The sequence below is a fragment of the Rhodococcus sp. MEB041 genome (assembly GCF_030208955.1).
Classification (GTDB): domain Bacteria; phylum Actinomycetota; class Actinomycetes; order Mycobacteriales; family Mycobacteriaceae; genus Rhodococcoides.
This window is the reverse complement of the sequence record NZ_JARVSZ010000002.1, coordinates 1,201,058-1,226,636: the sequence shown is the minus strand read 5'-3', so window position 1 is coordinate 1,226,636 and position 25,579 is coordinate 1,201,058. Positions and strand designations below refer to the sequence as shown.

Genomic DNA, 25,579 nt, shown 5'->3' with positions numbered 1-25,579 from the left:
GCGCCGATGGTACTGCACCCGACAGGGTGTGGGAGAGTAGGACACCGCCGAACAACCCTTCCCAGAAAGCCCCCCGACCACCGGTCGGGGGGCTTTCTGCATTCACGGGTATCGGTGTCCGGACACAGTCCGATCAAGCAGAGTCCCGTCCTACGCGCGCCGGGATAGTCTCGTATCCACCATGCCGCAGAAACCACGACGCTCGATATCGCCTCTGGGCTCCCCGCTGCTCGGGCACACCGAGGAATCACCGCGTCGCCGGCGTATCCGGGTGCAGATTCTGCTCACCGTCTTCCTGCTGGGCGCCAACGCGATCGGCGCCGTGATCGTGGGTGCACTCATCAGCGTGGTCGTGCCGGGGCCGGACGTCGTCACGCCCCGTGAGTACTGGTGGGTGAACTTCATCCTCATCCCGTGCTACCTCGTGGTCGCGTTCCTCATCGGAGTGGGGTGGGGAACCAAGCGCACCGTCAAGGGACTGCGCTGGGCCATCGAGGACCGCGTGCCCACCCGCAAGGAACAGAAGCGCACGCTGGCGATGCCGTGGCGGCTCACCCGGTTGCAGATCGGCCTCTGGATCGGCGGGCTCGTCATCGTCACGACGGCCGACGGCATCATCGATCCCAACTCCATCCCCAAGGTCGCGTTCACCATCGCGTTCGGTGGTGCGACCGTCTGCGCGTTCAGCTACCTGCTGACGGAGTTCGCTCTGCGCCCGGCGGCGGCGCGTGCTCTCGAGGCCGGCGATCTCCGCCGTATCCGTATCGCCGGGGTGATGGGGCGCTCCATCCTCTCGTGGCTCCTCGGTACCGGCGTCCCCGTGGCGGGACTCATGGTCATCGCCATCGCCTCGTTCATCCGCGATGACACCACCGCCGACCAGTTCGCGGTCGCCATCCTCGCGCTCGGCGGCATCACGTTCCTGTTCGGCTTCGCGCTGACGCTGCTCGGCGGTCTGGCGACGACGGCGCCCATCGACAACGTGCGCTCGGCGATGGTCGAGATCGAACGCGGCAACCTCGACGCACGGGTGTCCGTCTACGACGGCACCGAGCTCGGCGAACTGCAGAGCGGCTTCAACCGCATGGCCGAGGGCCTCGCCGAGCGGGACAAGATCCGGGACCTGTTCGGTCGCCACGTCGGCATGGAGGTCGCCGAGGCCGCGCTGAAGAGCAATCCCGAGCTCGGCGGCGAGGAGCGCGACATCGCCGTCTTCTTCATCGACCTGATCGGATCCACGGAGCTGGCTGCCTCCCAGCCCCCGGCGCAGGTGGTGGATCTGTTGAACCGCTTCTTCGACGTGGTGGTCGACGAGGTGGACAAGCATCACGGTTTCGTCAACAAGTTCGAGGGCGATGCGGCGCTCGCCATCTTCGGTGCTCCCGGCGATCTCGACGATCACTGCGGGGAGGCCCTCAGCGCGGCTCGCGCAATCATGCGGCGACTCGAGAACGAGGTCCCGGACTGCCAGGCAGCCATCGGTATCGCGTCCGGGCGAGCCGTCGCGGGCAACATCGGTGCGAAGCAACGATTCGAGTACACGGTCATCGGAGATCCGGTGAACGAGGCGGCCCGGTTGTCCGAGCTCGCCAAGTCTGCGGACGGGCGTCTGGTGGCGTCGGCACGCACGGTGGAGCACGCCCACAATCAGTCGAGTGACGAGTGGTCGTTCGGCAAGAGCGTGACGTTGCGGGGGCGGTCGGAGGAGACGCAGCTCGCGACCCCTGCCTGACGGCGGCCCACACGGTCGATAGGGTGGCCCGGTGCGTCTGGTCATTGCTCGGTGTCAGGTCGACTACGTCGGCCGGTTGACGGCCCATCTGCCGTGGGCGAAGCGTCTACTGCTCGTCAAGTCCGACGGATCCGTGAGCGTCCACGCGGACGATCGGGCGTACAAGCCGCTCAACTGGATGACGCCGCCGTGCTGGCTGGTCGAGAACCCTGCAGAGGCTCTCCCTGCCGACGGCGACGTCGTGCCCGCGGACCGACAGCTGTGGGTCGTGACCAACAAGGCCGGCGAGGAACTGCGCATCACGATCGAGGACATCGAACTCGACAGCAGCCACGAGCTGGGTGTCGATCCGGGTCTGACCAAGGACGGCGTCGAGTCCCATCTGCAGGAACTGCTCGCCGAGCACGTGCACACGCTCGGTGACGGGTACACCCTGGTACGCCGGGAGTACCCGACGGCGATCGGACCCGTGGACCTTCTGTGCCGCGCCGAGGACGGTGCGACGGTCGCGGTGGAGATCAAGCGTCGAGGAGATATCGACGGTGTCGAGCAGCTGACTCGCTATCTCGAACTCCTGAACCGTGATCCACTGCTGGCTCCGGTGCGGGGCGTGTTCGCGGCCCAGCAGATCAAGCCGCAGGCGAAGACGCTCGCGGAGGATCGCGGGATTCGTTGCCTCACACTGGACTACGACTCGCTCCGCGGAATCGAATCGTCCGCGTTCACGCTCTTCTGACGCGGTCGCCTACCATCGGTCGAGTGCCGAGACGCAACAACCAACGAGCCGGCCGGTCGGGCCGACCGGGGCGACCCGCGCCGACGTTCGGTGACGCCACGGCGCGAGTGGAGCGCGGCCCGTCCTTCGACGGCGACGAGGAGTACGTCGTGCGCCCGATTCCCGGCGCTCGTGCGACCAAGACCTATCGGTGCCCCGGCTGCGACCACGAGATCATGCCCGGTGTGGCGCACGTGGTCGTCTGGCCCGCCGAGAAACTCGGCGGACCCGACGACAGGCGGCACTGGCACACGGGTTGCTGGTCCGGCCGCGGTACCCGCGGGCTCACCCGCAGGTGGTCCTGACCCTCAGGACTGGGTCGAGCTCGACTGGCCGTTCGAGGAGCGCTCGCTCGACGTCTCGGCCGGTGCCTCGTCGAGGAGTGACTCGTCGATCTCGAGATCGTCCGGCGCCAACGGTGCGTCGAGCAGTTCGCTCTCCCGGTTGACCGAGGCGAGCATGGCCGGCACGGAATCGAGTTGGCCGCGGATGCCGAGCAGCTGAGCGAGCACCCGGCCACGCAGGACTCGCAGTTCCTCGGCGAGCTCCTTGGCGTGAGCGATGCGGCGCTCCGACTGCTCGGTGGCGGCTTGGAGCCGACGCTTGGCCTCGGCGGTGGCATCGGCGAGCCGACGATCCGCCTCGGCCTTGGAGTCGGCTTCGAGCTCGTCGACGGCGTTCATCACCTTGGTGCGGCGATCGGCCATCGTGATCTCGAAGTCCTCCTGCACCGCGGCGCGCTTCTTCTCGGCCTCGGCGGCGAGGCGATCACGCTCGGCCTGCGCCTCCTCGACGATGCGGGCGGCGGCTGTGCGCGCCTCGGCCATGGTCTGCTCGTGCTCGGTCTCGAGTGCGGACCGTCGGTCCTTGAGCTCGGCGACCAGGCCCTCGTACTCGCCGCGCATGCGGGTGGCGTCCTGCTCGGCCACGGACACGAGTTCGGCAGCGTCGGCCTCGGCCTTGGCGCGCACCTCGGACGCCTCGTCCGAGGCGAGTCGCAGCATGCGAGAGATGCGATCGCTCATGCCCTCGGCGGTGGTCGGGGGGACCGAGAGCCGATCGATGTCCTTACGGAGATCGTCGATCTCGTCGCGGGCGTCCTCGAGCTGGACCGCGAGATCGCGGGCCTGCGCGGCCGCCGCGTCGCGATCGGTCGCGATGACGCGGAGCTCGGCATCGAACCGCTCGAAGTACCGCTGGACCTCGTCCTTGTCGTACCCCTTGCGGACCACGCTGAAGGGCAGGGAGCTGCTACCGCTGACGTTCTCTGGTGCCATGCGGACAACCTACCGTCACGCGCCCCGTTTCGGCCGTCGGGTGCTGATCACGACGGGTTCCGGGGAGGGGTCAGCTCGCGGCGGGCTCGACCAGTTCGACGAGGACGCCGCCGGCATCCTTGGGGTGCACGAAATTGATCCGGGAATCGGCGGTACCGCGGCGGGGAGCGTCGTACAGCAACCGGGCACCACGCTCGCGGAGGAACGCCGCGGTCTCCTCGACGTCGCGGACGCGGAAGGCGAGCTGCTGCAGGCCGGGACCGTTCCGGTCGAGGAACTTGGCGATGGTCGACGTCTCGTCGAGGGGAGCGAGGAGCTGGATCTGCGCGGCGCCGTCGGCGGCACCGGGAACGGAGATCATCGCCTCGACGACACCCTGGCTCTCGTTGACCTCGCGGTGGGTCACCGTCATCCCGAAGTGGTCCCGGTAGAACTCGAGGGCGACGTCGAGGTCGGCCACTGCGATCCCCACGTGGTCGATGGCCGTCACGAGGCCTGCCGTCACCGCGTCCGCGGTCGCCGTCGTGTGCTCGTCGGTGGTCGTCATACTTTGACGTTAGACCTTTTTTCCGGCAGTTCGGGCGTGGTCTGGGTCACAATCGATCGTCGGCATCGCTGGACGACCGCCAACTCTGTGTGGCCAAGGCGACGCCGCCGATGGTCGAGGACCGTTCACCGACTGCGGCAGAATGGACACATGGCCGACAACCAGCTCTCCAGCACCGCACCTGCCGCGTCCTCCACGCTCTCGCAGCCGCCGATCGTGCGGTGGTTCCGCGTCGTGGCGGTCGCGGAAGCCGTCACCTGGGTCGCGCTGCTCATCGGCATGGCCGTCAAGTACGTCCCCGACCCCAACATCGACAGTGGTGTCCGGATCCCGGGCATGCTGCACGGCGCGGTCTTCGTCCTGTACCTCGTGATCACCGTGCTGACCGCCCTCGCGTTGCGGTGGAGCAAGGGCGTCACGGCGCTCGCACTCCTCGCGAGCATCCCGCCCTTCGGCACCATCGTCTTCGAGGTGTGGGCGTCGAGGACCGGACGTCTGGTTCGATCGGCCGGAGCCGCATCGCCGCGGGCCGCGGCGGAGTGACAAAATAACCTCGTGACTCGACCCGGATCTCGCCCACCAGTACGTCCGTCGGCCGCGGCAGCCGCCGCCATGTCCGGCGCGGTCGACCTCTCGGCGCTCAAGGCCAAGGCACAGGCCGCGTCCGCGCCGCCGTCTCCCACCGCCGCCAACGGTCTCGCGGTCTCCGTCACGGTGACGGAGGTGGACTTCGAGGCCGAGGTGTTGGTGCGCTCGAGCCAGGTCCCCGTGATCGTCAATCTGCTGTCGCCGCGCTCCCCGCAATCGCTGCAGCTGACGCAGTCCCTCGAGGCCCTCGCGGTCGAGGGTGACGGCGCCTGGGTGCTCGCCAACGTCGACGTCGACGTCAATCCGCGCATCGCGCAGGCCTTCGGCGTGCAGGCCGTTCCCACGCTGGTCGCCGTCGCAGCAGGCCAGCCCCTCGCGGATCTGCAGGGCCTGCAGCCCGAGGAGAGCCTGCGTGAGTGGTTGGCGGCCATCGCCCGCGCCGTCGAGGGGAAGCTGACCGGTGTCCCGAACGCCGACGAACCGGCCCCCGAGCCCGAGGACCCGCGCTTCGACGCAGCCGAGGCCGCGCTCGCCGAGGGTGACCTCGCGGGTGCCGAGGCGGCCTTCCAGGAGATCGTCGACGCCGAGCCGGCCAACAAGCAGGCATTGAACGGCGTGCGTCAGGTCCGATTCCTGGCACGCGTCCAGGGGCTGCCGGACGACATCGTCGAGCAGGCCGACGCGGCGCCGGACGACGTCGATCTCGGTCTCCAGGCGGCCGACGCGTTGCTGTATCAGCAGCGGACCGAGGACTCGTTCGCTCGTGTCGTGGAGCTGGTCCGGCGCACGCGTGAGGACGATCGCGCCCGTGCTCGCGCCCGGTTGCTGGAGTTGTTCGAGCTCTTCGACCCGGCGGATCCGCTGGTGGTCACCGCTCGACGCAAGCTGGCGTCCGCCCTCTACTAGGAGTAGCGGCCGTCGCACGCCTCCCGGCCACCCAGCACGCCCCAGCGGAACGCGTCGACGCGCGCGAAGCCGCTGGGGACCGTGCGACCGTCCACGTCACTCGCGGCGAGCCCGTCCGACAACAGACCCGACACCGCCTCGTCGAGGTCGCCCGGTGACAGTGTCACCGTCGACCTCTGCGCCGCGGCCGTGTCGGAAGGACTCAGCGCTGCGGTGACCACTCCCGACAGGCACGCCGACCGGAGCGCGGCTCGGGCGTCCGTCAGGCCCTGGCCGGCCTCGTTCTGCACGGCCAGCACGTACCGGGAGACGAAGAGGACATAGGCGCCGTAGTCGCCGGTGACGTCGAGAGGCACGATGTCGTCCTCGCTCACCTCGGTGGGACGTCCGCGATCGGCCAGCGCGTCGACCGAGATACCGATCGTGTTGGTGGAGGGGCAGTAGGAGACCGGTTCGGTGGTGAGCGCGTCCGCGCACCCGGTGTCGGCGCCGGAGTAGTCGACCGTCGGGGGATCCGCGGTGGGCATCACCTGTTCGAACGTCGCGGCGAACTGCTCGAGCGAGTCCTGCGTGACGGGGAGCTCGCCGGTGTCGAGAGGGCTGTCGAACTGTTGGGGAAGGGTCGAGCGCCGCGACTCGACCTCCTTCTCGTCGATGCGCGTGCAGGCCCCGGCGCCGTCGGTGAAGCCGATCTGGGCGGCGGTGACCCGTTCGAACGCGGAGCCGTGCACCGAGTCGGGATCACCGGGGTCGACGTCGCGGACGGCCACGGTGGCCGCGAGGACGTCGTTCAACCCGTCCGAGGTGTCGAGCGTGAAGTGGGTCGAGTCGCCCTCGGCGACATGGCGCATGAAGGCGCCCGCGAAGCAGTCTGCCTGTTGCTCGGCGACGATGGTCGGGTCGTCGTCCCCGACGAGGCCGGACTGCGTCTGCACGGCGTGGCCGTACTCGTGGGCGAGCACCATGACCACCGACATGGGTCCGAAGGCGTCGATCATGGCCGGCATGAGCAGACCACGGTCCCAGCCGATGCTGTCGTCGAGTGAGCAGTATCCGGCGTTGGCGAGTCCGTCCGTCGGTTCGCTGCAGAAGAGCGGACCCTCGCCGGCGTCGGCGGTGGCGTCCCAGGACACCAGCGACCGGACGGGCTGGAAGGATCCGCGGAACAGCGTCGAGTACGTGGTGCGCCAGAACTTCTGGATGTCGTCCACGGCATCCGTCGCGAGCAGGTCGACGTCCGTTCCGGCTGCGCCGTCGACGTAGAGCTGGGCATGGGAGACACCGGGTCTCGGGCCGGACGGGCCGTCCGTGACGGGGAGACCGGCGACGGTGAAGGGGTCGTCGTAGATGGAGACGGGGGAGCCCGTCACCACCGCGCCACACGAGGTGAGCGCAGTGGTGACGGCGAGTGCGAGGAGGCTCGCGGACCAGCCGAACCGGACGCGAGCCCCGCGCATCATCTCTCCAGTCTGAGCCAGATCGCTCCGTAGGGCGGAAGGGCGACCCGAGCGGATGCCGGACGACCGTGCCACGAGTGCTCGGTCGCGGTGACCTCACCGAGGTTGCCCACTCCCGAACCGCCGTAGACCTCCGCGTCGGTGTTGAGGATCTCGACCCATCGGCCCGGCTCGGGTAATCCAACACGATAGTCGCCGTGCGGGGAACCGGAGAAGTTGAACAGGCAGGCCGTGACGGAGCCGTCGTCGCCGAAGCGCAGGAAGCTCAGCACGTTGTTCGCGGTGTCGTTGGCGTCGATCCACGAGAAGCCACTGGGCGAGCCGTCCTGTGTCCAGAACTCCGGGCCTGCGACGTAGGTGCGGTTGAGGTCGCCGACCAGGTGCTGCACACCGCGGTGCAGCGAGCCGCTTCCCTCCTCGCCGATCTCCCACCAGTCGAGACCGCGCTCGTCGGACCACTCGGCGGTCTGGCCGAACTCCTGGCCCATGAACAGCAGTTGCTTGCCGGGATGCGCCCACATGTAGGCGAGCATGCCGCGCAGACCCGCGGCCTTCGCCCAGTCGTCACCCGGCATGCGGGACCAGAGCGTGCCCTTCCCGTGCACGACCTCGTCGTGGCTGATGGGCAGCACGAAGTTCTCGCTCCAGGCGTAGACCAGGGAGAACGTGACCTCGTGGTGGTGGTACGCGCGGTGGATCGGATCGCGCCCGATGTACCCGAGCGTGTCGTGCATCCAGCCCATGTTCCACTTCATGGAGAAGCCGAGGCCGCCCACGCTGGTGGGACGCGTGACGCCGGGCCACGAGGTCGACTCCTCGGCCACGGTGACGACGCCGCGGTGCAGCTTGTGCACGGTCGCGTTCATCTCCTGCAGGAACGCCACGGCCTCGAGATTCTCGCGACCGCCGTAGATGTTGGGGCTCCACCCACCCTCGGGGCGCGAGTAGTCCAGGTAGAGCATCGACGCGACCGCGTCGACGCGGAGCCCGTCGATGTGGAACTCCTCGATCCAGTACAGCGCGTTGGCGACGAGGAAGTTGCGCACCTCGGTACGACCGAAGTCGAAGACGTAGGTGCCCCAGTCCAACTGCTCGCCGCGCTGCGGGTCGCCGTGCTCGTAGAGCGGGGAGCCGTCGAACCGCGCGAGGGCCCAGTCGTCCTTGGGGAAGTGCGCCGGGACCCAGTCGACGATGACACCGATGCCGTCACGGTGCAGGAGGTCGACGAAGGCGCGGAAGTCGTCAGGGGAGCCGAAGCGCGACGTCGGTGCGTAGTACGAGGTGACCTGGTATCCCCACGATCCACCGAAGGGGTGTTCGGCGACGGGCAGCAGCTCGACGTGGGTGAAGCCGGTCTCGCGTACGTGAGCCGAGAGCTGTTCCGCCAGTTCGCGATAGTTCAGTCCGGGGCGCCAGGAGGCGAGATGCACCTCGTACACGCTCATCGGCGCCCGGTGCGGTTCCAGCTCGGCGCGGGCGGTGATCCAGTCACCGTCCGACCACTCGTACGACGACTGGTTCACGACCGACGCCGTCGACGGCGGGACCTCGGTGGCGAAGGCCATCGGGTCGGCCTTGTCCTTCACCGAGCCGTCCTTGCCGTGCACCCGGAACTTGTACAGCGTGCCGGCGCCGATGTCGGGGACGAACAGCTCCCACACACCGGTGGTGCCGAGCACGCGCATCGGCCAGGTCTGTCCGCCCCAGCCGTCGAACTCGCCGACGACGGTGACGCCGACGGCGCCCGGGGCCCACACCGCGAACGAGGTGCCGTTCACGGGTCCGTCGGGCGTGGTGTAGCTCTGCAGATGCGCTCCGAGGATGTCCCAGAGTCGTTCGTGGCGCCCCTCTCCGAAGAGATGGAGATCGAGCTCGCCGAGGGTCGGCAGGAAGCGGTAGCCGTCGGCGACGGTCACCTGGTGACCGCCCGGGTACTCGACGCGGAGCCGGTAGTCCGCGAGGTCCTCCACCGGCACCAGGGCCGAGAACACACCGTGCGCGACGTGTGTGAGCTCGTGGTCCTTCCCGCCGATGACCGCGGTGACGCTGAGAGCGTTGGGACGCAACGCCCGGATGGCGGTGCCGCCCGGCATGGGGTGCGCGCCGAGAACGGAGTGGGGGTCGTGGTGCTGCCCGCGGGCGAGCAGCGAGAGGTCGTGATCACCGGGAGCGGCGAGGGTGTCCGTGCTCGCGCCGGGGGTGGTGCGTTCCGTCATGAGATCTCCTTCCGGAAGGCGAGTTCGGTGCGGGCGGGGAACGGGACGGGCGGCAGCGCCAGGATGTGGGCGACCGACCGCCACGGCTCGAGCTTGACGTAGTTGGCCTGGCCCCACTGGAACTGCTGACCGCTGACCTCGTCGGTGACCGTCAGGTGCTCCTGCCAGTCGCGGCCGATCTGCGGCATGTCGAGCCAGACGGTGCCTTCCTCGGCGCCGAACGGGTTCAGGTTGATCACGACCAGCACCGCGTCACCGGTCACCGCGTCGAACTTCGAGTAGGCGATGATCGCGTCGTTGTCGACGTGGTGGAAGTGGATGTTGCGCAACTGCTGCAACGCCGGGTGCGCCTTGCGGACGGCGTTGAGCATGGTCAACCACGGCTCGAGCGATTCGCCGCGAGCCCGTGCGCCTTCGAAGTCGCGGGGGCGCAACTCGAATTTCTCCGTGTCGAGGTACTCCTCGCTGCCCTCGCGCACCGGAACGTGTTCGTAGAGTTCGTATCCCGAGTACACGCCCCACGTGGGGGACAGGGTGGCGGCGAGAGCGGCACGCAGCGCGAACATGCCGGGGCCGCCCTTCTGCAGGCTCTCGTGGAGGATGTCCGGCGTGTTGACGAACAGGTTGGGTCGACCCAGATCGGCCTTGGCGGCGATCTCCTGTCCGAACTCCGTGAGCTCCCACTTGGCCGTGCGCCACGTGAAGTACGTGTAGGACTGCGTGAAACCGCGTCGCGCGAGACCGTAGAGCCGCGCGGGACGCGTGAACGCCTCGGCGAGGAAGAGCACGTCGGGGTGCGTCTTCTTGACCTCGGCGATGAGCCACTCCCAGAAGTCCGGTGGCTTGGTGTGCGGATTGTCGACCCGGAAGATCTTGACTCCCTGGCTGATCCAGAACTTGACGACGCGCAGCACCTCCGCGTAGATGCCCTTGCGATCGTTGTCGAAGTTGACCGGGTAGATGTCCTGGTACTTCTTGGGCGGGTTCTCCGCGTAGGCGATGGTGCCGTCGGGGAGCACGGTGAACCAGTCGGGATGTGCGGCGGCCCAGGGGTGGTCCGGGGCGCACTGCAGGGCGAGGTCCAGGGCGATCTCGAGGCCGAGCTTGCGCGCGGCCGTGACGAGTGCGCGGAACTCCTTGACCGTCCCCAGCTCGGGATGCACCGCGTCGTGGCCGCCCTCGGACGAGCCGATGGCCCACGGCGAGCCCACGTCGGTGGGTCCCGGAGTCAGAGTGTTGTTGCGGCCCTTGCGATTCACCTTGCCGATCGGATGGATCGGCGGGAAGTAGACGACGTCGAAGCCCATGGCCGCCACGCGGGGGAGCGCGCCGATGGTGGTCTCGAACGTGCCGTGGCGAGGAGTGCCGTCCTCGTTCCAGCCGCCCGTGGAGCGGGGGAAGAGCTCGTACCACGATCCGACGAGTGCCTCGCGGCGGTCGACCCAGACGTTGATCGCCTCGCCGCGCGTCACCAGCTCGCGCAGCGGCGTCTCGTGCAGGATCTCGCGCACCTCGGGCGTGAACGCCGGTGCGACGCGCGACGGCAGCGGTGCGTCGCTCCGCAGCGCCGTCACGACGTTCTCGAGCAGTGGCTTCTCCGAGCGACCGACGTTCTTGGCGGCGCGTTCGAACAGGCGTGCGCCGGTCTCGAGATCGTTGGCCAGTTCGGCCGGCCCCTGGCCCACGCCGAGTTTCGCCTCGACCGCATGCATCCAGGTGGCGATCGGATCACCCCAGCCCTCGATGCGGGCGATCCAGAAGCCTTCGGCGTCGGGAGTGAACACACCGTGGAAGATGTCCGGCTGCTCGCCGGGGACCATCGGGATGTGGACCGATTTGCCCTGGCCGGGCCCGCGAACCGCCAACGTCGCGTTGACGGCGTCGTGCCCCTCGCGCCACACCGCGGCCGTGATCGGGAATGTCTCTCCCACAACGGCCTTGGCGGGATACTTACCGGACGATGTGTTGGGTAGTACGTCGTCGATGCCGATACGGCCTGTCACCGAAGCCCCTTTTCTGCTGGTTGTCGCAGTTCTGTCGATGTCGGGTTGTCGGGCTGAGCTCGAAGTCAACCGTAGACGAGATGCCCCGGTCTTTCTCGAAACCGACCGAGAGCACCGACGCGACCTGCGGACGAGGCACGCGGCAGTCTCGGACGCCACCGGGAGAAGTACCCGAACGGCTCCTCGGCAAACGCGGAACCACGGTGCGCGGCGGTCGCCCGCAGTAGTCTTCGGAATCGTGAAAGCACTCCGCAGATTCACCGTCCGCGCGCAGCTCCCGGCCCGACTCTCCGGACTCGCCGAACTGTCCGTCAACCTGCGATGGTCGTGGCATCCGCCGACCCTGGAGCTGTTCGAGAGCATCGATCCGGACCTGTGGGTCAGTGGTGACCGCGATCCGGTGCGCATCCTCGGCGAGGTGCGCTCGTCCCGCCTCGAGGACCTGGCGAACGACGACGCGTTCGTGCAGCGCGTGGATGATCTCGTCGCCGATCTGCACCTCTACCTGGCGCAACCCCGATGGTTCCAGCAGCAGGTCGACTCCGGTGCGGATCTGCCGGTGGGCATCGCGTACTTCTCGATGGAGTTCGGCGTCTCCGAGGTGCTGCCCAACTACTCCGGTGGTCTCGGCATCCTCGCCGGCGATCACCTCAAGGCCGCGTCCGATCTGGGGTTGCCCCTCATCGGCGTGGGCCTGCTGTACCGCTCCGGGTACTTCCGCCAGTCGCTGACGGCCGACGGCTGGCAGGCCGAGCGGTATCCGTCTCTCGACCCGCAGGGTCTGCCGCTGCGACTGCTCACCGACGAGTCCGATTCCCCGGTGCTCGTCCACGTCGCGATGCCGGGCGACCGCGTGCTGCGCGCGCGTATCTGGATCGCCCAGGTCGGACGCATCCCGCTGCTGCTGCTGGACTCCGACATCGCCGACAACGATCCCGAGCTGCGCGGCGTGACCGATCGCCTCTACGGCGGCGATCAGGACCACCGGGTGAAGCAGGAGATCCTGGCCGGGGTCGGCGGCGTCCGCGCCGTGCGTGCCTACACCGAGTACCACTCGCTTCCCGCGCCCAGCGTCTTCCACATGAACGAGGGCCACGCCGGCTTCCTCGGTCTCGAGCGCATCCGTGAACTGCACGCGGGCGGGCTGGACTTCGATTCCGCGCTCGCCGCGGTGCGAGCGTCCACCGTCTTCACGACGCACACTCCCGTGCCCGCCGGTATCGACCGCTTCCCCGCGGATCTGGTGCGCCTCTACTTCGGAGACGGCACGGCGGAGTCGTCGCTGCTGCCCGGCATCGAGATGGAACGCATCCTCGAACTCGGCCGCGAGAGCGACCCCGCGGTGTTCAACATGGCCCACATGGGGCTGCGGTCGGCGCAGCGCGCGAACGGAGTCTCCAAGCTCCACGGCATCGTCAGTCGCGGCATGTTCGACGAACTCTGGCCCGGATTCGACGCGTCCGACGTCCCCATCGGCTCGGTCACCAACGGCGTGCACGCACCGACGTGGGCGTCGCAGCGGTGGCTCGACCTCGCGGCGCGCACGGTGGGAACCCGCACGATGGAGGAGGCGCAGGGCTGGGAGCAGTTGGCCGAGGTCTCCGCATCGGACCTGTGGGAGACGCGTTCGGCGCTGCGGTCCGATCTGGTCGCGGAAGTGCGCCGCCGCGTGCGCCACTCGGCCCTCGAGCGCGGGTCCACCGACGCCGAACTCGCGTGGACGGACGACGTGTTCGACCCGTCGGTGCTCACGGTCGGATTCGCGCGCCGTGTCCCCACCTACAAGCGACTGACGTTGATGCTGCGGCAACCGGAGCGCCTGCGCGCCATGCTGCTCGATCCGGTCCGCCCGGTACAGCTGGTGGTGGCCGGCAAGTCGCACCCCGCGGACGACGGTGGCAAGGCCCTGATCCAGCAGATCGTGCGATTCGCCGATCAGCACGACGTGCGGCACCGCATCGTCTTCCTGCCCGACTACGACATGTCGATGGCCCGCTACCTCTACTGGGGATGCGACGTCTGGCTCAACAACCCGTTGCGGCCGCTCGAGGCGTGTGGCACCTCGGGCATGAAGTCCGCTCTCAACGGCGGACTGAACCTCTCCATCCGGGACGGATGGTGGGACGAGATGTACGACGGGGAGAACGGCTGGGCCATCCCCACCGCCGACGGCGTCGTCGACGAGAACCGCCGCGACGATCTCGAGGCCGCGGCGCTGTACGAGTTGCTCGAGAAGTCGGTGCTCCCCAAGTTCTACGACCGGGGCGACGACGGGTTGCCGGCGCGCTGGGTCGAGATGGTGCGGCACACCCTCACGGTCACGGGCCCGAAGGTGTTGGCGTCCAGGATGGTTCGCGACTACACGCAGCAGTACTACGGTCCCGCCACCCGGGCGGGTGCGGCGGCGATCTCCGACGACTACGCCGGTGCGAAGGCCATGGCCGACTATCGGCGCCGCGTCGATGCGGCGTGGCCCGCGGTCACGGTGACCGACGTCGAGGCGGACGGGCTGCCGGACACCCCGGTGCTGGGTTCGACACTCACCCTGTCCGCGACGGTGGGGCTCGGCGGACTCGGCCCGTCGGACGTGTCCGTGCAGGCCGTGTTCGGCCACGTCGATCAGGACGAGCAGCTCGGCGACGTCGTGACGGTCCCGATGCTGCACCAGGGATCGGCCGCGGGCGGCGAGCGGTTCCTCGCCGACACGACGCTGCCGCTCTCCGGGTCGGTCGGATACACGGTGCGGGTCCTGCCGCACCATCCGCTGCTCGCGGGAGACGCCGAGCTCGGTCGGGTGGCGGGTCCGTCCCCGATGTAGGTCCCTGCGGGTCCAGGTTCAGGTCTGGGTGGCGGTGAGGCGCGTCAGCGCCTTGCGCACGATCTCCGGGTCCGTCGTCTCCCAGAACGGTGGGAGCGACGCCCGGAGGTAGCCGCCGTATCGCGCCGTGGCCAGTCGGGAGTCGAGCACGGCGACGACGCCCTTGTCGTCGACGCTGCGGAGCAGTCGGCCGACACCCTGGGCCAGCAGTAGCGCCGCGTGGTTCGCGGCGACGGCGAGGAACCCGTTGCCTCCGCGCGACTCGACGGCGCGCTGCCGCGCCACCAGCAGCGGATCGTCGGGTCGCGGGAACGGGATGCGGTCGACGATCACGAGGGTCAGTGACCGACCGGGGACGTCGACGCCCTGCCACAGGGAGAGCGTGCCGAACAGTGACGTGGCCTCGTCCTGCGCGAAGCGCTCGACCAGGGCGCCGGTGGCGTCGTCGCCCTGGCACAGCACGGGGGTGTCCAGCCGTTCGCGCATCTCGGCCGCCGCGGCCTTCGCCGCCCGCATCGACGAGAACAGGCCCAGAGTGCGGCCACCCGCGGCGCGCACGAGCCCCGCTATCTCGTCGAGCTGACTCGGCGACGTACCATCGCGCCCCGGTGCGGTGAGGTGCTTGGCGATGTAGAGGATGCCGGCCCTGCCGTGGTCGAACGGCGATCCGACGTCGAGCGAGTTCCACCGGAACGTGTCCGCGTCGGACGGTGCCTCGGTGCCGGTCGCGAGGGCCGCGTCGACGCGGGTGGGGTTGGCGGCCGGCAGACCCCAGTTGACGGCGAGACCGTCGAACGAGCCGCCCACGGTGAGCGTCGCGGAGGTGAGGACCACGGTCGACTCCGCGAACAGCCGGGTCCGGAGCAGTCCGCCGACGGACAGCGGTGCCACCCGGACCACCCGCTTCACGACGCCGCGGAACTCGTCGACGGCCAACCACACCACGTCCCGCCGCTTCGCGGGATCGCTCTCCTCGTACGTCTCGAGGATGCGCACCGCGGTGTCGTGCACGTCGTCGATGGCGGCGAGAGCCGCGGTCCGCGCGGCCGCCGCGTCGGGGTCCGCGGCGGCGCCGCCCTGCTTGGCCGGCCCGATGGCCGTGCGCACGGCCCACGCGGCGTCGCGGATGCTCGCGATCGTCTGGGACGCGCCGGGGGGCAACTCCTCCCAGCGTCCGCCCTCGAGTTCGTCGAGCAACGCGGCGAAACCCTCTGCGGCGCCGGCCAGTCGGTCGAGAATCTCGTCCTCCACGAGCTTCCCGCAGCGACGCACGGCGGCGCCGACCGCGGTCGCGGACATCTCCGCCGTCGCCGCGGACGTCACCCGGTCCACGAGCTCGTGCGCCTCGTCCACCACGACGACGTCGTGTTCGGGCAGCACCGAGATGCCGGTGATCGCGTCGATGGCGAGCATCGCGTGATTGGTGACGACGACGTCGGCGCGCGCCGCGTCCACCCGAGCGAGCTCGGCGAAGCAGTCCTCGCCGTAGGGGCAGCGCGACTTTCCCAGACACTCGCGGGAGGTCACGCTCATCTGCCGCCAGGCCTGATCGGACACGCCCGGGTTCAGCTCGTCGCGGTCACCGGTCTCGGTGTCCGAGGACCACTCGGTGATGCGCTTGACCTCACGGCCGAGCCGCGACACGGCGAAGGCGTCGAACAGCTCCTCCTCCGGGGCGTCGGACGGTGCGCCGTGCAGTTTGTTGAGGCACAGGTAGTTGCCGCGGCCCTTGAGGATCGCGAATGTCGGTTCGTGCGCGAGGGCCGTGGTGAGAGCCTTCGACAGACGCGGCAGGTCGCGGTCGACCAGCTGACGCTGCAGCGCGATGGTCGCCGTGGACACGACGACGGTCTTCCCCGACGTCACGGCGTGCCGCAGCGACGGAACCAGGTAGGCGAGCGACTTGCCGGTGCCGGTGCCCGCCTGCACCGCGAGGTGCTCGCCGGTGTCGATGCTGTGCGCGACGGCCGAGGCCATGGTGAGCTGGGCCGTGCGCTCGGTGCCGCCGAGCGCCGTCACCGCGGTGCTGAGCAGACTCGGAACGGTGGGTAACTCGGACTTCGACTTCGGCGGCACCGTGCGAGGTTACGCCGGTGTGCCGACGCGTCGGGCTCTCGGTCAGCGGTCGGCGTGTACACCCTCGTCGGCGAGTTCGGCGAGAACTGCCGGCACCGTCGTGGGGCTCACCGCGGCGCAGTAGTCCAGCAGCACCGTCGTCTCGAAGCCGGCGCGCGCGGCGTCGCGGGCCGTGGCGCGGACGCAGTGATCGGTGGCCAGGCCGACGACGTGGACGGCGTCGATGTTCCGAGCGCGGAGCCACTCCGCGAGGCCTGTGCCGGACTCGTCGGCACCCTCGAAACCGGAGTAGGCCGCGTCGTACTCGCCCTTCGAGAAGACTGCCTCGATCGGGGTGAGGTCGAGATCGGGGTGGAAGTCGCAGCCGGGTGTGCCGACGACGCAGTGCCGCGGCCAGCTGTCGACGTAGTCCGGGGTCTCGGAGAAGTGGGCGCCGGGGTCGATGTGGTGATCACGTGTCGCGACGACGGCGTCGTAGCTCGCGCCGGCGACGAGCGTGCTGACGGCGGCGGCGACTCGCGCCCCGCCTTCGACGGCCAGCGAGCCCCCCTCACAGAAATCGTTCTGGACGTCGACGACGACGAGTGCGGTGGCCACGGTCAGGAGAATACCGTCGGCACGGCCGGATCTCCCTGGGACAGACCGAGTCCCTCCCAGGGCAGTGATCGCAGGCCCTCCGCGACCAGCGTGCGTGCGTCCTCGACCGTGGCGGTGTGCACGATCTCGCCGCCGCGCACCATGGGTACGGACAGCTCCCGCACCGTGTACGGATCGGTCGCGGGCAACGGCGCGCCGGCCTTCGTCACCAGCTCCTCGACGACGGTGCCCGTGCTGCGGGCCAGGCGGACGGCGCGCTTGCGTCCACCGCGCGACTCCTTGTGCGAACTGCGCTTGGCCACGGGGATGCCGTCGACCTCGACCAGTTTGTAGACCATGCCGGCGGTCGGTGCGCCCGATCCCGTGACGACGGACGTGCCGACGCCGTAGGTGTCCACGGGCTCGGCCCGCAGCGAGGCGATGGCGTACTCGTCCAGATCGCCCGAGACGACGATGCGGGTGCGCGTGGCGCCGAGGTCGTCGAGCTGCCGACGGACCTGCCGCGCCAGGACACCGAGATCGCCCGAGTCGATGCGCACGCCGCCGAGCTCGGGCCCGGCGACCTCGATGGCCGTCGCGACGCCGGCGGTGATGTCGTACGTGTCCACCAACAGCGTGGTGCCCACACCGAGGGCGGCGATCTGCGAGCGGAACGCCGCGGCCTCGTCCGGCCCGTCGACGCCCGTGTGCAGCAGAGTGAAGGCGTGCGCACTGGTTCCGGCGCCCGGAATGCCGTGGCGGCGGACCGCTTCGAGGTTGGACGTGGCCGCGAAACCGCAGATGTACGCGACGCGCGACGAGGCCACCGCCGCTTCCTCGTGGGCGCGTCGAGAGCCCATCTCGATGAGCGGCCGGCCGTCGGACGCGGAGACCATGCGGGTGGCCGCGGCGGCGATGGCGCTGTCGTGGTTGTAGATCGACAGTGCGAGCGTCTCGAGGATCACGCACTCGGCGAAGGTGCCGCGCACGGACAGGACGGGGGAGCCGGGGAAGAACAGTTCGCCCTCGCGGTAACCGTCGATGTCGCCGCCGAACCGGTAGTTCCGGAGCCAGTCGAGGGTGTCCGCCTCGAGGAACGACAACGACGCGAGTTCGTCCTCGCCGAAGCGGAAGTCGCGGAGAGCGTCGAGGAAGCGGCCCGTGCCCGCGACGACGCCGTACCGCCGCCCGTCGGGAAGCCGCCGGGCGAACACCTCGAAGGTGCAGGCGCGATGCGCCGAACCGTCGCGGAGGGCGGCCGACAGCATGGTCAGCTCGTACTGATCGGTGAACAGCGCAGTGGAGGTCACCACTGCACCCTAGAGCGGTCACCGTGTCACGGGGCGACCGATGTACGCCGTATCCTGGGCGCCATGGCTTCGGATCTCACCGCGACACTTCCGCAGGCCACGCCCGACGAGGCTGTGGAGGTGTCCGAGGACACCGCGACGGACACACCCTGGGTCACCATCGTCTGGGACGACCCGGTCAACCTGATGCACTACGTCACCTACGTCTTCCAGAAGCTGTTCGGCTACAGCAAGGACAAGGCGACGGAGCTGATGATGCAGGTGCACTCGGAAGGCAAGGCGGTCGTCTCGAGCGGGCCCCGCGACAAGATGGAGATCGACGTGCAGAAGCTGCACGCGGCGGGCCTGTGGGCCACCATGCAGCACGACGTCTGACTCTCGAACACTCGTCTCACCCACTCTGGAAGGACCGTCGTCGTGCGCATGTGGACCCGGAAGAACGCGCTGGGCGGCGTCAAGTTCAAGTCGGAGATGGACGGCCGCGAGGTGGCCGTCCTGCGGTCGCTCGTCGAGTCGGTGGTGGGGCTGCTGGAGCGACGGGGCGCCGAGGCGCCGACCGACGACCTGGCCGAGCTCACCGGCATGCGATCCGGCAACACCTCCGCTCCCGAGGACCCCACGCTCGCGCGGTTGCTTCCCGATTTCCACCGGCCCGAGGGCGCCGACACGGCCGAGTCCGACGCGCTCGCCGAGCAGGCCGACCTCAACGGCGCCCTCCGCAGCCTGTACGAGCCGGACATCATCGACATCAAGCGCGCCGCCGGCGCGACCATCCTGTCGACGCTGCCGAACGGCGGCGGCAAGATCGTTCTCACCCGCGAGCAGGCCGACTCCTGGCTGACCGGGCTGAACGACGTCCGGCTGGCCCTCGGCACCACCCTCGGCATCGATGCGGACACCCCCGACCAACTCGAGGAGGACGATCCGCGAGCACCGCACCTGGACGTCTACCACTGGCTCACCTGGATGCAGGACTCGCTGGTCCAGGTACTCATGCCGTGATGCGCGACCTGCTGTCGGACGTCGCCGGACTGACCGTCGGACACCACCACGTGTTGGATCCCGAGGTCACGCTGTCCGACGAGCACCACGACGGCGTCGGACGCGCGACCGGCTGCACCGTCGTCATGACGGACGCGCCGGTCACCGCGGCCGTCGATGTCCGCGGCGGCGGGCCGGGTACCCGCGAGACCGACCTGCTGGATCCGTCCCACGCCGTGCAGCAGATCGACGCGGTGCTGCTGACAGGTGGTTCCGCCTACGGTCTCGCGGCGGCGGACGGAGTCATGCGCCACCTCGAGGAGCACCGGCGCGGCGTGCGGATGGGCCGAGACGACCGTGTCGTCCCGATCGTGCCGGGCGCCGTGATCTTCGATCTACCGATGGGGGACTGGTCCGTGCGACCGGACGCGGAGTTCGGGCGAGCGGCTGCGGCAGCCGCGTCCGCCGACTTCGCGCTCGGATGCGTCGGCGCGGGGACGGGCGCGCGCGCCGGGCTCCTGAAAGGCGGCGTCGGCAGCGCGTCGACACGGATCGAGACCGGCGCCGCGGCGGGTCTGGTGGTCAGCGCGTTGATGGTCGTCAATCCCGTCGGATCGGTCTTCGACCCCGCGACGGGTGTCCTGTGGAGTGCGGCGTCCGTCCCGGAGGTGGGCCTGCGAACCCCGAGTGCGGACGACGTGCGGGCGGCCGCCGAGCTCGCGCCGAAGGACACCTCCCTCAACACGACCATCGGCGTCGTCGCCACGGACGCGCAGCTCACCGAGTCGGAGTGCCGGCGGGTGGCCGTCGCCGCACACGACGGGCTCGCACGCGCGATCCGACCGGCCCACTCGCCGCTGGACGGCGACACGATCTTCGCCGTCGCGACGGGACGGGCGGCCGCCCGCCCCGCCGAGGTGGACATGCCGATGATGATGCCCCATCTGGCCGTGCTCGACGGAGTGTGCGCGGCGGTCGCCCCGGTGGTCGAGCGCGCCATCGCGCGGGCGATCCTCGCCGCGACGGCGGTGGCCGGGGTTCCTGCCTATCGGGACGTGTTCCCGAGTTCCGGCGCGTGAGCCCGACCCGCACTCTCGAGTATCGTCGAAACCGGACATCACCTCTCGCCTCACGATCGGGGACGCCATGACCCTCGGAACCTCCGGCGCGCAGCCGGCCACGCAGCCGCGACGCTCGCGCTGGGCGAGCGCCGCCATGGTGATCGGTGGCTTCGTCGCCGTTCTGTACGTCATCGAGGCGGTGGACGTGGCGTCCGGTCTCGCCCTCGACCGGCACGGCATCGGCCCCCGATCGGTCGACGGTCTCCAAGGCGTCGCCTTCGCCCCTCTGCTCCACCACGGGTGGGACCACCTGTTCGCCAACACCGTTCCGCTGCTGGTGTTGGGATTCGTGCTGATGCTCTCGGGCATCGCGCGCGGTCTGGCCGTCACCGCGGTGGTGTGGATCGTGGGTGGGCTGGGCACCTGGCTGACGGGCGAGACCGCGTCCCTGCACGTCGGCGCCTCGATCATCGTGTTCGGGTGGTTGTCCTACCTCATCGTGCGCGGCGTCTTCGCCCGCGATCTCGGGCAGTTGCTCGTCGGGGTCCTGGTGCTGCTCGTCTACGGCAGCGCGTTGTGGGGGGTGCTCCCGACGCAGGAGGACGTGTCGTGGCAGGGCCACCTGTTCGGCGCACTCGCGGGAGTGCTGGCGGCCTGGATGTTCGCCGGTGCCGCACGCCGGGAACGCGCCGCGCGCACGCTCCCGCCGTCGCCCACACTGCACCGGTGACAGGAGCCGTGCGCACCCTTCGGACATCTCACGACACGGTGTGTCGCCGAACTCTCTCGGACCTCTCACCGCGCGTGGCAGCATGACACCCATGCGTCTCACGGTTCTGGGTTGTTCGGGCAGTGTCTCGGGTCCGGACTCGCCGGCATCGGGATATCTCATCGAGGCGCCCGACACCGCTCCGCTCGTCATGGACTTCGGCCCCGGTGTTCTCGGTGCCCTGCAGAAGTACGTGAACCCCGCCGACGTGCACGTGCTGCTGTCGCACCTGCACGCCGATCACTGCCTCGACGTCCCCGGACTGCTGGTCTGGCGCCGGTACGGCCCCACTGCGGTGGATGGCCGTGCCGTGGTTCTCGGGCCGTCGGACATGGCGTTCCGTCTGGGCGTGGCGTCCGCGGAGAGCGGTGGCCGGATCGACGACATGTCGGACACCCTCGATCTGCGGTACCTCCGAGACGGTTCCGTGGTGACGTTCGGTGCGCTGACCATCGAGCCGCGACGCGTGTACCACCCGCCGGAGTCCTACGGCATGCGCATCACCACCGAGAGTGGAACCGTCCTGGCCTACACCGGGGACACCGGAATGTGCGACGCGGTGGTCGAACTGTCGACCGGGGCCGACGTGCTCCTGGCCGAGGCGTCGTGGACACACGCCGCGGATCGCCCTCAGGGCGTACACCTCTCGGGTACCGAGGCCGGCCGGCTGGCGGCCATGGCGGAGGTCTCGGAACTGCTGCTCACCCACATCCCGCCGTGGACGTCCCGCGAGGACGTCGTCGCGGAGGCGAAGGCCGAGTTCAGTGGTCCGGTGCACGCCGTCTCACCCGGCTACGTCGTCGAGGTCTGACCGCTCGCACGTCCCTCGGGGCGCGGCAGTCCGTCCCCGGGCCGTGTCGGCGACCCGACTAGGGTGGCAGGCGTGTCCACACGTGAAGACGGCAGAGCAGACGACGAACTCCGCACCATCACCATCACCCGCGGTTTCACCTCGCACCCGGCAGGATCGGTGCTGGTCGAGTTCGGCAACACCCGGGTGATGTGCACCGCCAGCGTGGAGGAGGGGGTGCCGCGGTGGCGCAAGGGATCCGGGCTCGGCTGGCTCACCGCCGAGTACGCCATGCTTCCCGGCGCGACGCACACTCGCAACAGCCGCGAATCGGTGAAGGGCAAGGTCAGCGGACGCACGTCCGAGATCAGCCGACTCATCGGGCGCTCGCTGCGGGCCTGCATCGATCTCGCCGCTCTCGGTGAGAACACCATCGCCCTCGACTGCGACGTGCTGCAGGCCGACGGCGGGACGCGCACCGCGGCGATCACGGGTGCCTTCGTGGCACTGTCCGATGCAGTCACCTATCTCGCGGCTCACGGCAAGCTCGCCGATCCGCAGCCCATCTCCTGCGCCATCGCTGCCGTGTCGGTCGGCGTAGTGGACGGCCGCGTCCGGTTGGACCTGCCGTACGAGGAGGACTCCCGCGCCGAGGTGGACATGAACGTCGTGGCCACCGACACCGGAACACTCGTCGAGATCCAGGGCACCGGCGAGGGCGCGACCTTCCCGCGGTCCACCCTCGACGCCATGCTCGACAATGCCCTCGCCGGCTGCGAGCGCATCTTCGCGATCCAGAAGGAGGCTCTCGCGGCCCCTTACCCCGGTGAGCTGCCCGGTGCCTGACGTACGGCTCCTCGTCGCCAGCCGCAACGCGAAGAAGCTCGCCGAACTGCGGCGGGTGCTCGATGCCGCGCAGGTCGGCGGCGTGGAACTGGTGGGGCTCGACGAGGTCGCCGAGTACCCGGAGACTCCCGAGACCGGGGCGACTTTCGAGGAGAACGCTCTGATCAAGGCTCGGGACGGCGCTGCCGCGACCGGAATGCCGTGTGTGGCAGATGATTCGGGGATCGCGATCGACGCGCTGAACGGCATGCCCGGAGTGCTGTCGGCGCGATGGTCGGGACAGCACGGCCAGGACGAGGCGAACACCGCGCTGGTGCTGGCGCAACTGGCCGACGTGCCGGACGAGCGGCGCGGTGCGGCGTTCGTCTCCGCCTGCGCGCTGGTGCTGCCGGACGGACGTGAGCACGTCGTCCGCGGCGAGTGGCGGGGGAGTGTGTCGAGAACCCGTGCCGGAAGCGGTGGATTCGGTTACGACCCGATCTTCGTTCCGGACGGTGCCGGGCAGTCCGCTGCCGAGATGACGCCTGCGGAGAAGGACGCGTCGTCCCATCGCGGCGTCGCGCTGCGCCGGTTGCTCCCTCAGATCACCGCGCTCACGCAGTAGGTCGGACGGCGAAGTCCCGCTTCACCTGCTGGGTGCGGCGGTGCTCGATGACGAACGACAGGAACGGCACGGTGCCGGCGAGGAGCGTGCCGATGGTGCGGCCGACGGGCCAGCGCACCTTCACGGCGAGGTCGAGCGTGACGATCAGGTACGCGAAGTAGACCCAGCCGTGCACGATCGCGATCCACCCGGGCAGGTTCTCGACGCCGAAGATGTACTTGGCCACCATCTCCGCGGTCAGCACCAGCAGCCAGACGCCGGTGGCGTAGGCGAGAACGCGATAGCGCAGAAGTGCGGGCTCGATCCGCCGGTCGGTCGGCCGACCCCCGGTGCTTCGAGCGGCGGGGCGAGGTTCTGCGGTGCTCACGAAGTGCTCCTGTCGTTCTCGCGGCCGGCGTCCAACTCCGCGAGATAGCTGTTGTACTCCCGCAGTTGACGAGTCTCCTCGTCGTCGGCAGTGTCGTCGGGCATGCGGGTCGTCCGTGCTGTCGGGCGCTGCGGGAGGAGATCGGTGGGGATCTCGGTGATCACCGTGGACTCCACCGGTTCGTCCACGGTGTCCTCGAGTTGGACGAACCGTCGGTAGGCGAACACGACGAAGGCGGCGAAGAGGGGCCACTGGAAGGCATAGCCGAGATTCTGACCCGTGCCGGACGACGATTCGAATCGTTCCCACTGCCAGTATCCGAGCGCCAGGCATCCGCAGGCAGCGACGATGACCAGCACGATGAGTGCTGGTCGGCGCGTCCTGGAGGTGGTGTCCCGGCTCTGATCCACACCACGACGGTACCGGACCGCGCACGGTCAACGACACCGCGTCGTAGGGGTCGTGGTGGGACTCACCTGCTGGTGCGCGAGGGGGGACTTGAACCCCCACGTCCGTCGGACACCACATCCTAAGTGTGGCGCGTCTGCCATTCCGCCACTCGCGCGTGCAGGTGAGTCTAGACGACCTCGGTGCGGGCCACAGTCGAGAAGTCGTCGCCGTAGACGGGCGTGCGTGAGGCCCACGTCGAGGTCTGGCTGTGGCAGTTGGGGCACAGGAACCGCAAATTGACGAGTCGACAATCGAGGTTGTTTCCATCGATGTGGTCGACGTGGAGTCGCAGGGGCGCGCCGTTCCACGTTCCGCCGAGCCCACAGCCCGCACACGACTCGGGCACCCCCGACTCTCTCAACGCCCGACGTAGGTGATGAGGCTTCGCCCGCGCGGCGCCCCTCGGGCGGATGACGAGAATGTCGGCCGCAGAGTGGCGGTTCGCCGCCGACTGCCCACGACGGTGGGCTTGTCCGGTGAAGTGCGCGGTGTCGATACCGAGTCTCCTGATACGTCGGGAGATGTGAGCGTGGGAACCGCCCGCCGGTGTGATGCCGAGGTGCCGAAGCACCCCGGCGACACTGACTGAGCGCGCGACCGCGTCGCGCAACCGAGCTTCCGAATACTTCACTCGTCGTTCGAGTCGTCCAGAGGCATCTGCGTCAAAGAAGGATGCGCTGGCACCTCGCGGGTCCGCGGCCTGCGGACGAGCGAACGCTGGTAGCGCCACACCGCGTGCCGCAGCGTCGCGCGGTCGGTGTCGAGGTCACCTGCGACCGCGTCCAGGACGGCAGTCCGGTCCTCGACTCCGTCGACGGTCACGGCGAGTGTCACGCGCAGGAAGTCGTCGACCCCGGCGTCGCTCAGCGGTGACGCGACGCCGAGGGCGCCGAGAAAGCACTCCCATGACAGCTCGCCGACACCTGCGACGGAGACGAACGCGTCGTGTTGCGTCTCGGACCCGTCCACGTCCGTCGCCCTGGTCACCCCGACTGCGAGCAGTGCGGCGGCGACGGCCCGCGCGGCGTCGGCCTTGGTCGAGTGATTCCCCGGAACCCGCTGCCGGTTGTCCACGACGTCGGCATCGAGCGTGGTGAGAGCGCGGAGATCGTCCACCGCGCCGATGCGCGAGCGCCGCCACGCGGCGATCACCCGGCGCACTCCCGTGGTGGGACCGCCGTACGTCGCTCTCGACGAGAACACGGCGTCGAGGAGAGCGGCCTCGACGTCCCCGGCCCACCCCGGAAACCAGAACGGCCAGGTCTCCCGTGGAATCACCGCGTCGACGGCGGTAGCGGTGGCAGTCTGCGTCGAACGGTCGATGATCGCTGCGATGGTGTCGGTCATGTGAGTCCCCCCGGTCTCGGTGCACGACGTGTGCGATCAGGAAGGTAGACGGACGGTCCGACAGGAACCGCCCGTCCGCTCGT

The 25,579-nt window shown here is 69.4% G+C and carries 24 protein-coding genes and 1 tRNA gene; 13 read left to right on the top strand and 12 right to left on the bottom strand.

Translation table 11 applies throughout. From position 1 onward, the window contains the following. Positions 1-181 precede the first annotated feature (181 nt). Genes QRN16_RS09815 through QRN16_RS09805 form a run of 3 tightly spaced genes read left to right on the top strand, consistent with a single transcriptional unit; the run spans position 182 to position 2,812 of the window. Positions 182-1,732, top strand: coding sequence for an adenylate/guanylate cyclase domain-containing protein (locus tag QRN16_RS09815; protein WP_027505474.1), 1,551 nt, complete (start codon positions 182-184; stop codon positions 1,730-1,732). A 31-nt stretch (positions 1,733-1,763) separates the two neighbouring features. Then, the gene (nucS, locus tag QRN16_RS09810; protein WP_027505475.1) at positions 1,764-2,468 is read left to right on the top strand and encodes an endonuclease NucS; all 705 of its coding nucleotides are present in this window, start codon (positions 1,764-1,766) and stop codon (positions 2,466-2,468) included. A gap of 23 nt (positions 2,469-2,491) precedes the next feature. Next, on the top strand, positions 2,492-2,812 hold the full coding sequence (locus QRN16_RS09805; RefSeq protein ID WP_082544702.1) for an Rv1322 family protein: 321 nt from the start codon (positions 2,492-2,494) through the stop codon (positions 2,810-2,812). Positions 2,813-2,815: 3 nt separating this feature from the next. Here QRN16_RS09805 and QRN16_RS09800 read toward each other — a convergent pair whose 3' ends face one another. Next, positions 2,816-3,784, bottom strand: a complete 969-nt coding sequence (locus tag QRN16_RS09800) for a coiled-coil domain-containing protein (RefSeq protein WP_261782190.1) — start codon at positions 3,782-3,784, stop codon at positions 2,816-2,818. Between the two features lie 70 nt (positions 3,785-3,854). Then, complete coding sequence (mce, locus tag QRN16_RS09795) at positions 3,855-4,331, bottom strand: methylmalonyl-CoA epimerase (protein WP_027505478.1); 477 nt, start codon at positions 4,329-4,331, stop codon at positions 3,855-3,857. Between the two features lie 150 nt (positions 4,332-4,481). Here mce and QRN16_RS09790 point away from each other — a divergent pair, with 150 nt between their 5' ends. Together QRN16_RS09790 and QRN16_RS09785 are read left to right on the top strand one after the other, a co-directional pair. Next, positions 4,482-4,874, top strand: a complete 393-nt coding sequence (locus tag QRN16_RS09790) for a DUF3817 domain-containing protein (protein WP_285185979.1) — start codon at positions 4,482-4,484, stop codon at positions 4,872-4,874. A 69-nt stretch (positions 4,875-4,943) separates the two neighbouring features. After that, entirely contained in the window at positions 4,944-5,825 is an 882-nt protein-coding gene (locus QRN16_RS09785) for a tetratricopeptide repeat protein (RefSeq protein WP_056448951.1), read from the top strand. Here the strand turns inward: QRN16_RS09785 and QRN16_RS09780 are convergent. The 3 genes from QRN16_RS09780 to QRN16_RS09770 are packed head-to-tail and all read right to left on the bottom strand — an operon-like array spanning position 5,822 to position 11,501. Continuing rightward, the gene (locus QRN16_RS09780; protein ID WP_285185977.1) at positions 5,822-7,285 is read right to left on the bottom strand and encodes a neutral zinc metallopeptidase; all 1,464 of its coding nucleotides are present in this window, start codon (positions 7,283-7,285) and stop codon (positions 5,822-5,824) included. The genes QRN16_RS09785 and QRN16_RS09780 overlap by 4 nt on opposite strands. Further along, positions 7,282-9,498, bottom strand: coding sequence for a 1,4-alpha-glucan branching protein GlgB (gene glgB / locus QRN16_RS09775; protein WP_285185975.1), 2,217 nt, complete (start codon positions 9,496-9,498; stop codon positions 7,282-7,284). The genes QRN16_RS09780 and glgB overlap by 4 nt, the downstream gene beginning before the upstream one ends. Then, positions 9,495-11,501, bottom strand: coding sequence for a maltotransferase domain-containing protein (locus QRN16_RS09770; protein WP_056448945.1), 2,007 nt, complete (start codon positions 11,499-11,501; stop codon positions 9,495-9,497). The genes glgB and QRN16_RS09770 overlap by 4 nt, the downstream gene beginning before the upstream one ends. 238 nt (positions 11,502-11,739) lie before the next feature. Here QRN16_RS09770 and glgP point away from each other — a divergent pair, with 238 nt between their 5' ends. Continuing rightward, a complete protein-coding gene (gene glgP, locus QRN16_RS09765) occupies positions 11,740-14,319 on the top strand; it encodes an alpha-glucan family phosphorylase (protein ID WP_056448942.1) in 2,580 nt (859 codons plus the stop codon). A gap of 18 nt (positions 14,320-14,337) precedes the next feature. On the opposite strand, the gene QRN16_RS09760 is transcribed toward glgP, so the two are convergent. Genes QRN16_RS09760 through QRN16_RS09750 form a run of 3 tightly spaced genes read right to left on the bottom strand, consistent with a single transcriptional unit; the run spans position 14,338 to position 18,284 of the window. Next, positions 14,338-16,395 (bottom strand): ATP-dependent DNA helicase, encoded by a 2,058-nt coding sequence (locus tag QRN16_RS09760; protein ID WP_285185971.1) that lies wholly within the window; start codon positions 16,393-16,395, stop codon positions 14,338-14,340. Between the two features lie 42 nt (positions 16,396-16,437). Continuing rightward, complete coding sequence (locus tag QRN16_RS09755) at positions 16,438-16,992, bottom strand: isochorismatase family protein (protein ID WP_056448937.1); 555 nt, start codon at positions 16,990-16,992, stop codon at positions 16,438-16,440. Between the two features lie 2 nt (positions 16,993-16,994). Then, entirely contained in the window at positions 16,995-18,284 is a 1,290-nt protein-coding gene (locus tag QRN16_RS09750) for a nicotinate phosphoribosyltransferase (RefSeq protein ID WP_285185968.1), read from the bottom strand. A 60-nt stretch (positions 18,285-18,344) separates the two neighbouring features. Here QRN16_RS09750 and clpS point away from each other — a divergent pair, with 60 nt between their 5' ends. From clpS to rdgB, 7 genes are all read left to right on the top strand, one after another. Continuing rightward, entirely contained in the window at positions 18,345-18,656 is a 312-nt protein-coding gene (gene clpS, locus QRN16_RS09745; protein ID WP_027505488.1) for an ATP-dependent Clp protease adapter ClpS, read from the top strand. A gap of 42 nt (positions 18,657-18,698) precedes the next feature. Then, positions 18,699-19,283 (top strand): oxidative stress transcriptional regulator AosR, encoded by a 585-nt coding sequence (aosR, locus tag QRN16_RS09740; RefSeq protein WP_056448931.1) that lies wholly within the window; start codon positions 18,699-18,701, stop codon positions 19,281-19,283. Beyond that, positions 19,283-20,341: a P1 family peptidase gene (locus QRN16_RS09735; RefSeq protein ID WP_222649460.1), complete on the top strand. Its 1,059-nt coding sequence runs from the start codon at positions 19,283-19,285 to the stop codon at positions 20,339-20,341. Before aosR ends, QRN16_RS09735 begins: the two co-directional genes overlap by 1 nt. Positions 20,342-20,408: 67 nt before the next feature. Beyond that, a complete protein-coding gene (locus QRN16_RS09730; RefSeq protein WP_204868616.1) occupies positions 20,409-21,053 on the top strand; it encodes a rhomboid family intramembrane serine protease in 645 nt (214 codons plus the stop codon). 91 nt (positions 21,054-21,144) lie between these two features. Next, entirely contained in the window at positions 21,145-21,903 is a 759-nt protein-coding gene (locus QRN16_RS09725; RefSeq protein ID WP_285185962.1) for a cyclic nucleotide-degrading phosphodiesterase, read from the top strand. Positions 21,904-21,975: 72 nt separating this feature from the next. Continuing rightward, positions 21,976-22,728, top strand: coding sequence for a ribonuclease PH (gene rph, locus QRN16_RS09720; protein WP_027505493.1), 753 nt, complete (start codon positions 21,976-21,978; stop codon positions 22,726-22,728). Then, positions 22,721-23,332 (top strand): RdgB/HAM1 family non-canonical purine NTP pyrophosphatase, encoded by a 612-nt coding sequence (rdgB, locus tag QRN16_RS09715; RefSeq protein WP_056448927.1) that lies wholly within the window; start codon positions 22,721-22,723, stop codon positions 23,330-23,332. The genes rph and rdgB overlap by 8 nt, the downstream gene beginning before the upstream one ends. Here the strand turns inward: rdgB and QRN16_RS09710 are convergent. From QRN16_RS09710 to QRN16_RS09690, 4 genes are all read right to left on the bottom strand, one after another. After that, positions 23,322-23,636 (bottom strand): DUF3817 domain-containing protein, encoded by a 315-nt coding sequence (locus tag QRN16_RS09710; RefSeq protein ID WP_374107253.1) that lies wholly within the window; start codon positions 23,634-23,636, stop codon positions 23,322-23,324. The two genes, rdgB and QRN16_RS09710, sit on opposite strands and share 11 nt — an antisense overlap. A gap of 59 nt (positions 23,637-23,695) precedes the next feature. Next, positions 23,696-24,109 (bottom strand): transcriptional regulator, encoded by a 414-nt coding sequence (locus QRN16_RS09705; protein ID WP_285185958.1) that lies wholly within the window; start codon positions 24,107-24,109, stop codon positions 23,696-23,698. A 70-nt stretch (positions 24,110-24,179) separates the two neighbouring features. After that, positions 24,180-24,264: transfer RNA gene (locus QRN16_RS09700), tRNA-Leu, on the bottom strand. A 512-nt stretch (positions 24,265-24,776) separates the two neighbouring features. Then, complete coding sequence (locus tag QRN16_RS09690; RefSeq protein WP_285185954.1) at positions 24,777-25,496, bottom strand: DUF8548 family protein; 720 nt, start codon at positions 25,494-25,496, stop codon at positions 24,777-24,779. Between the last annotated feature and the right edge of the window lie 83 nt (positions 25,497-25,579).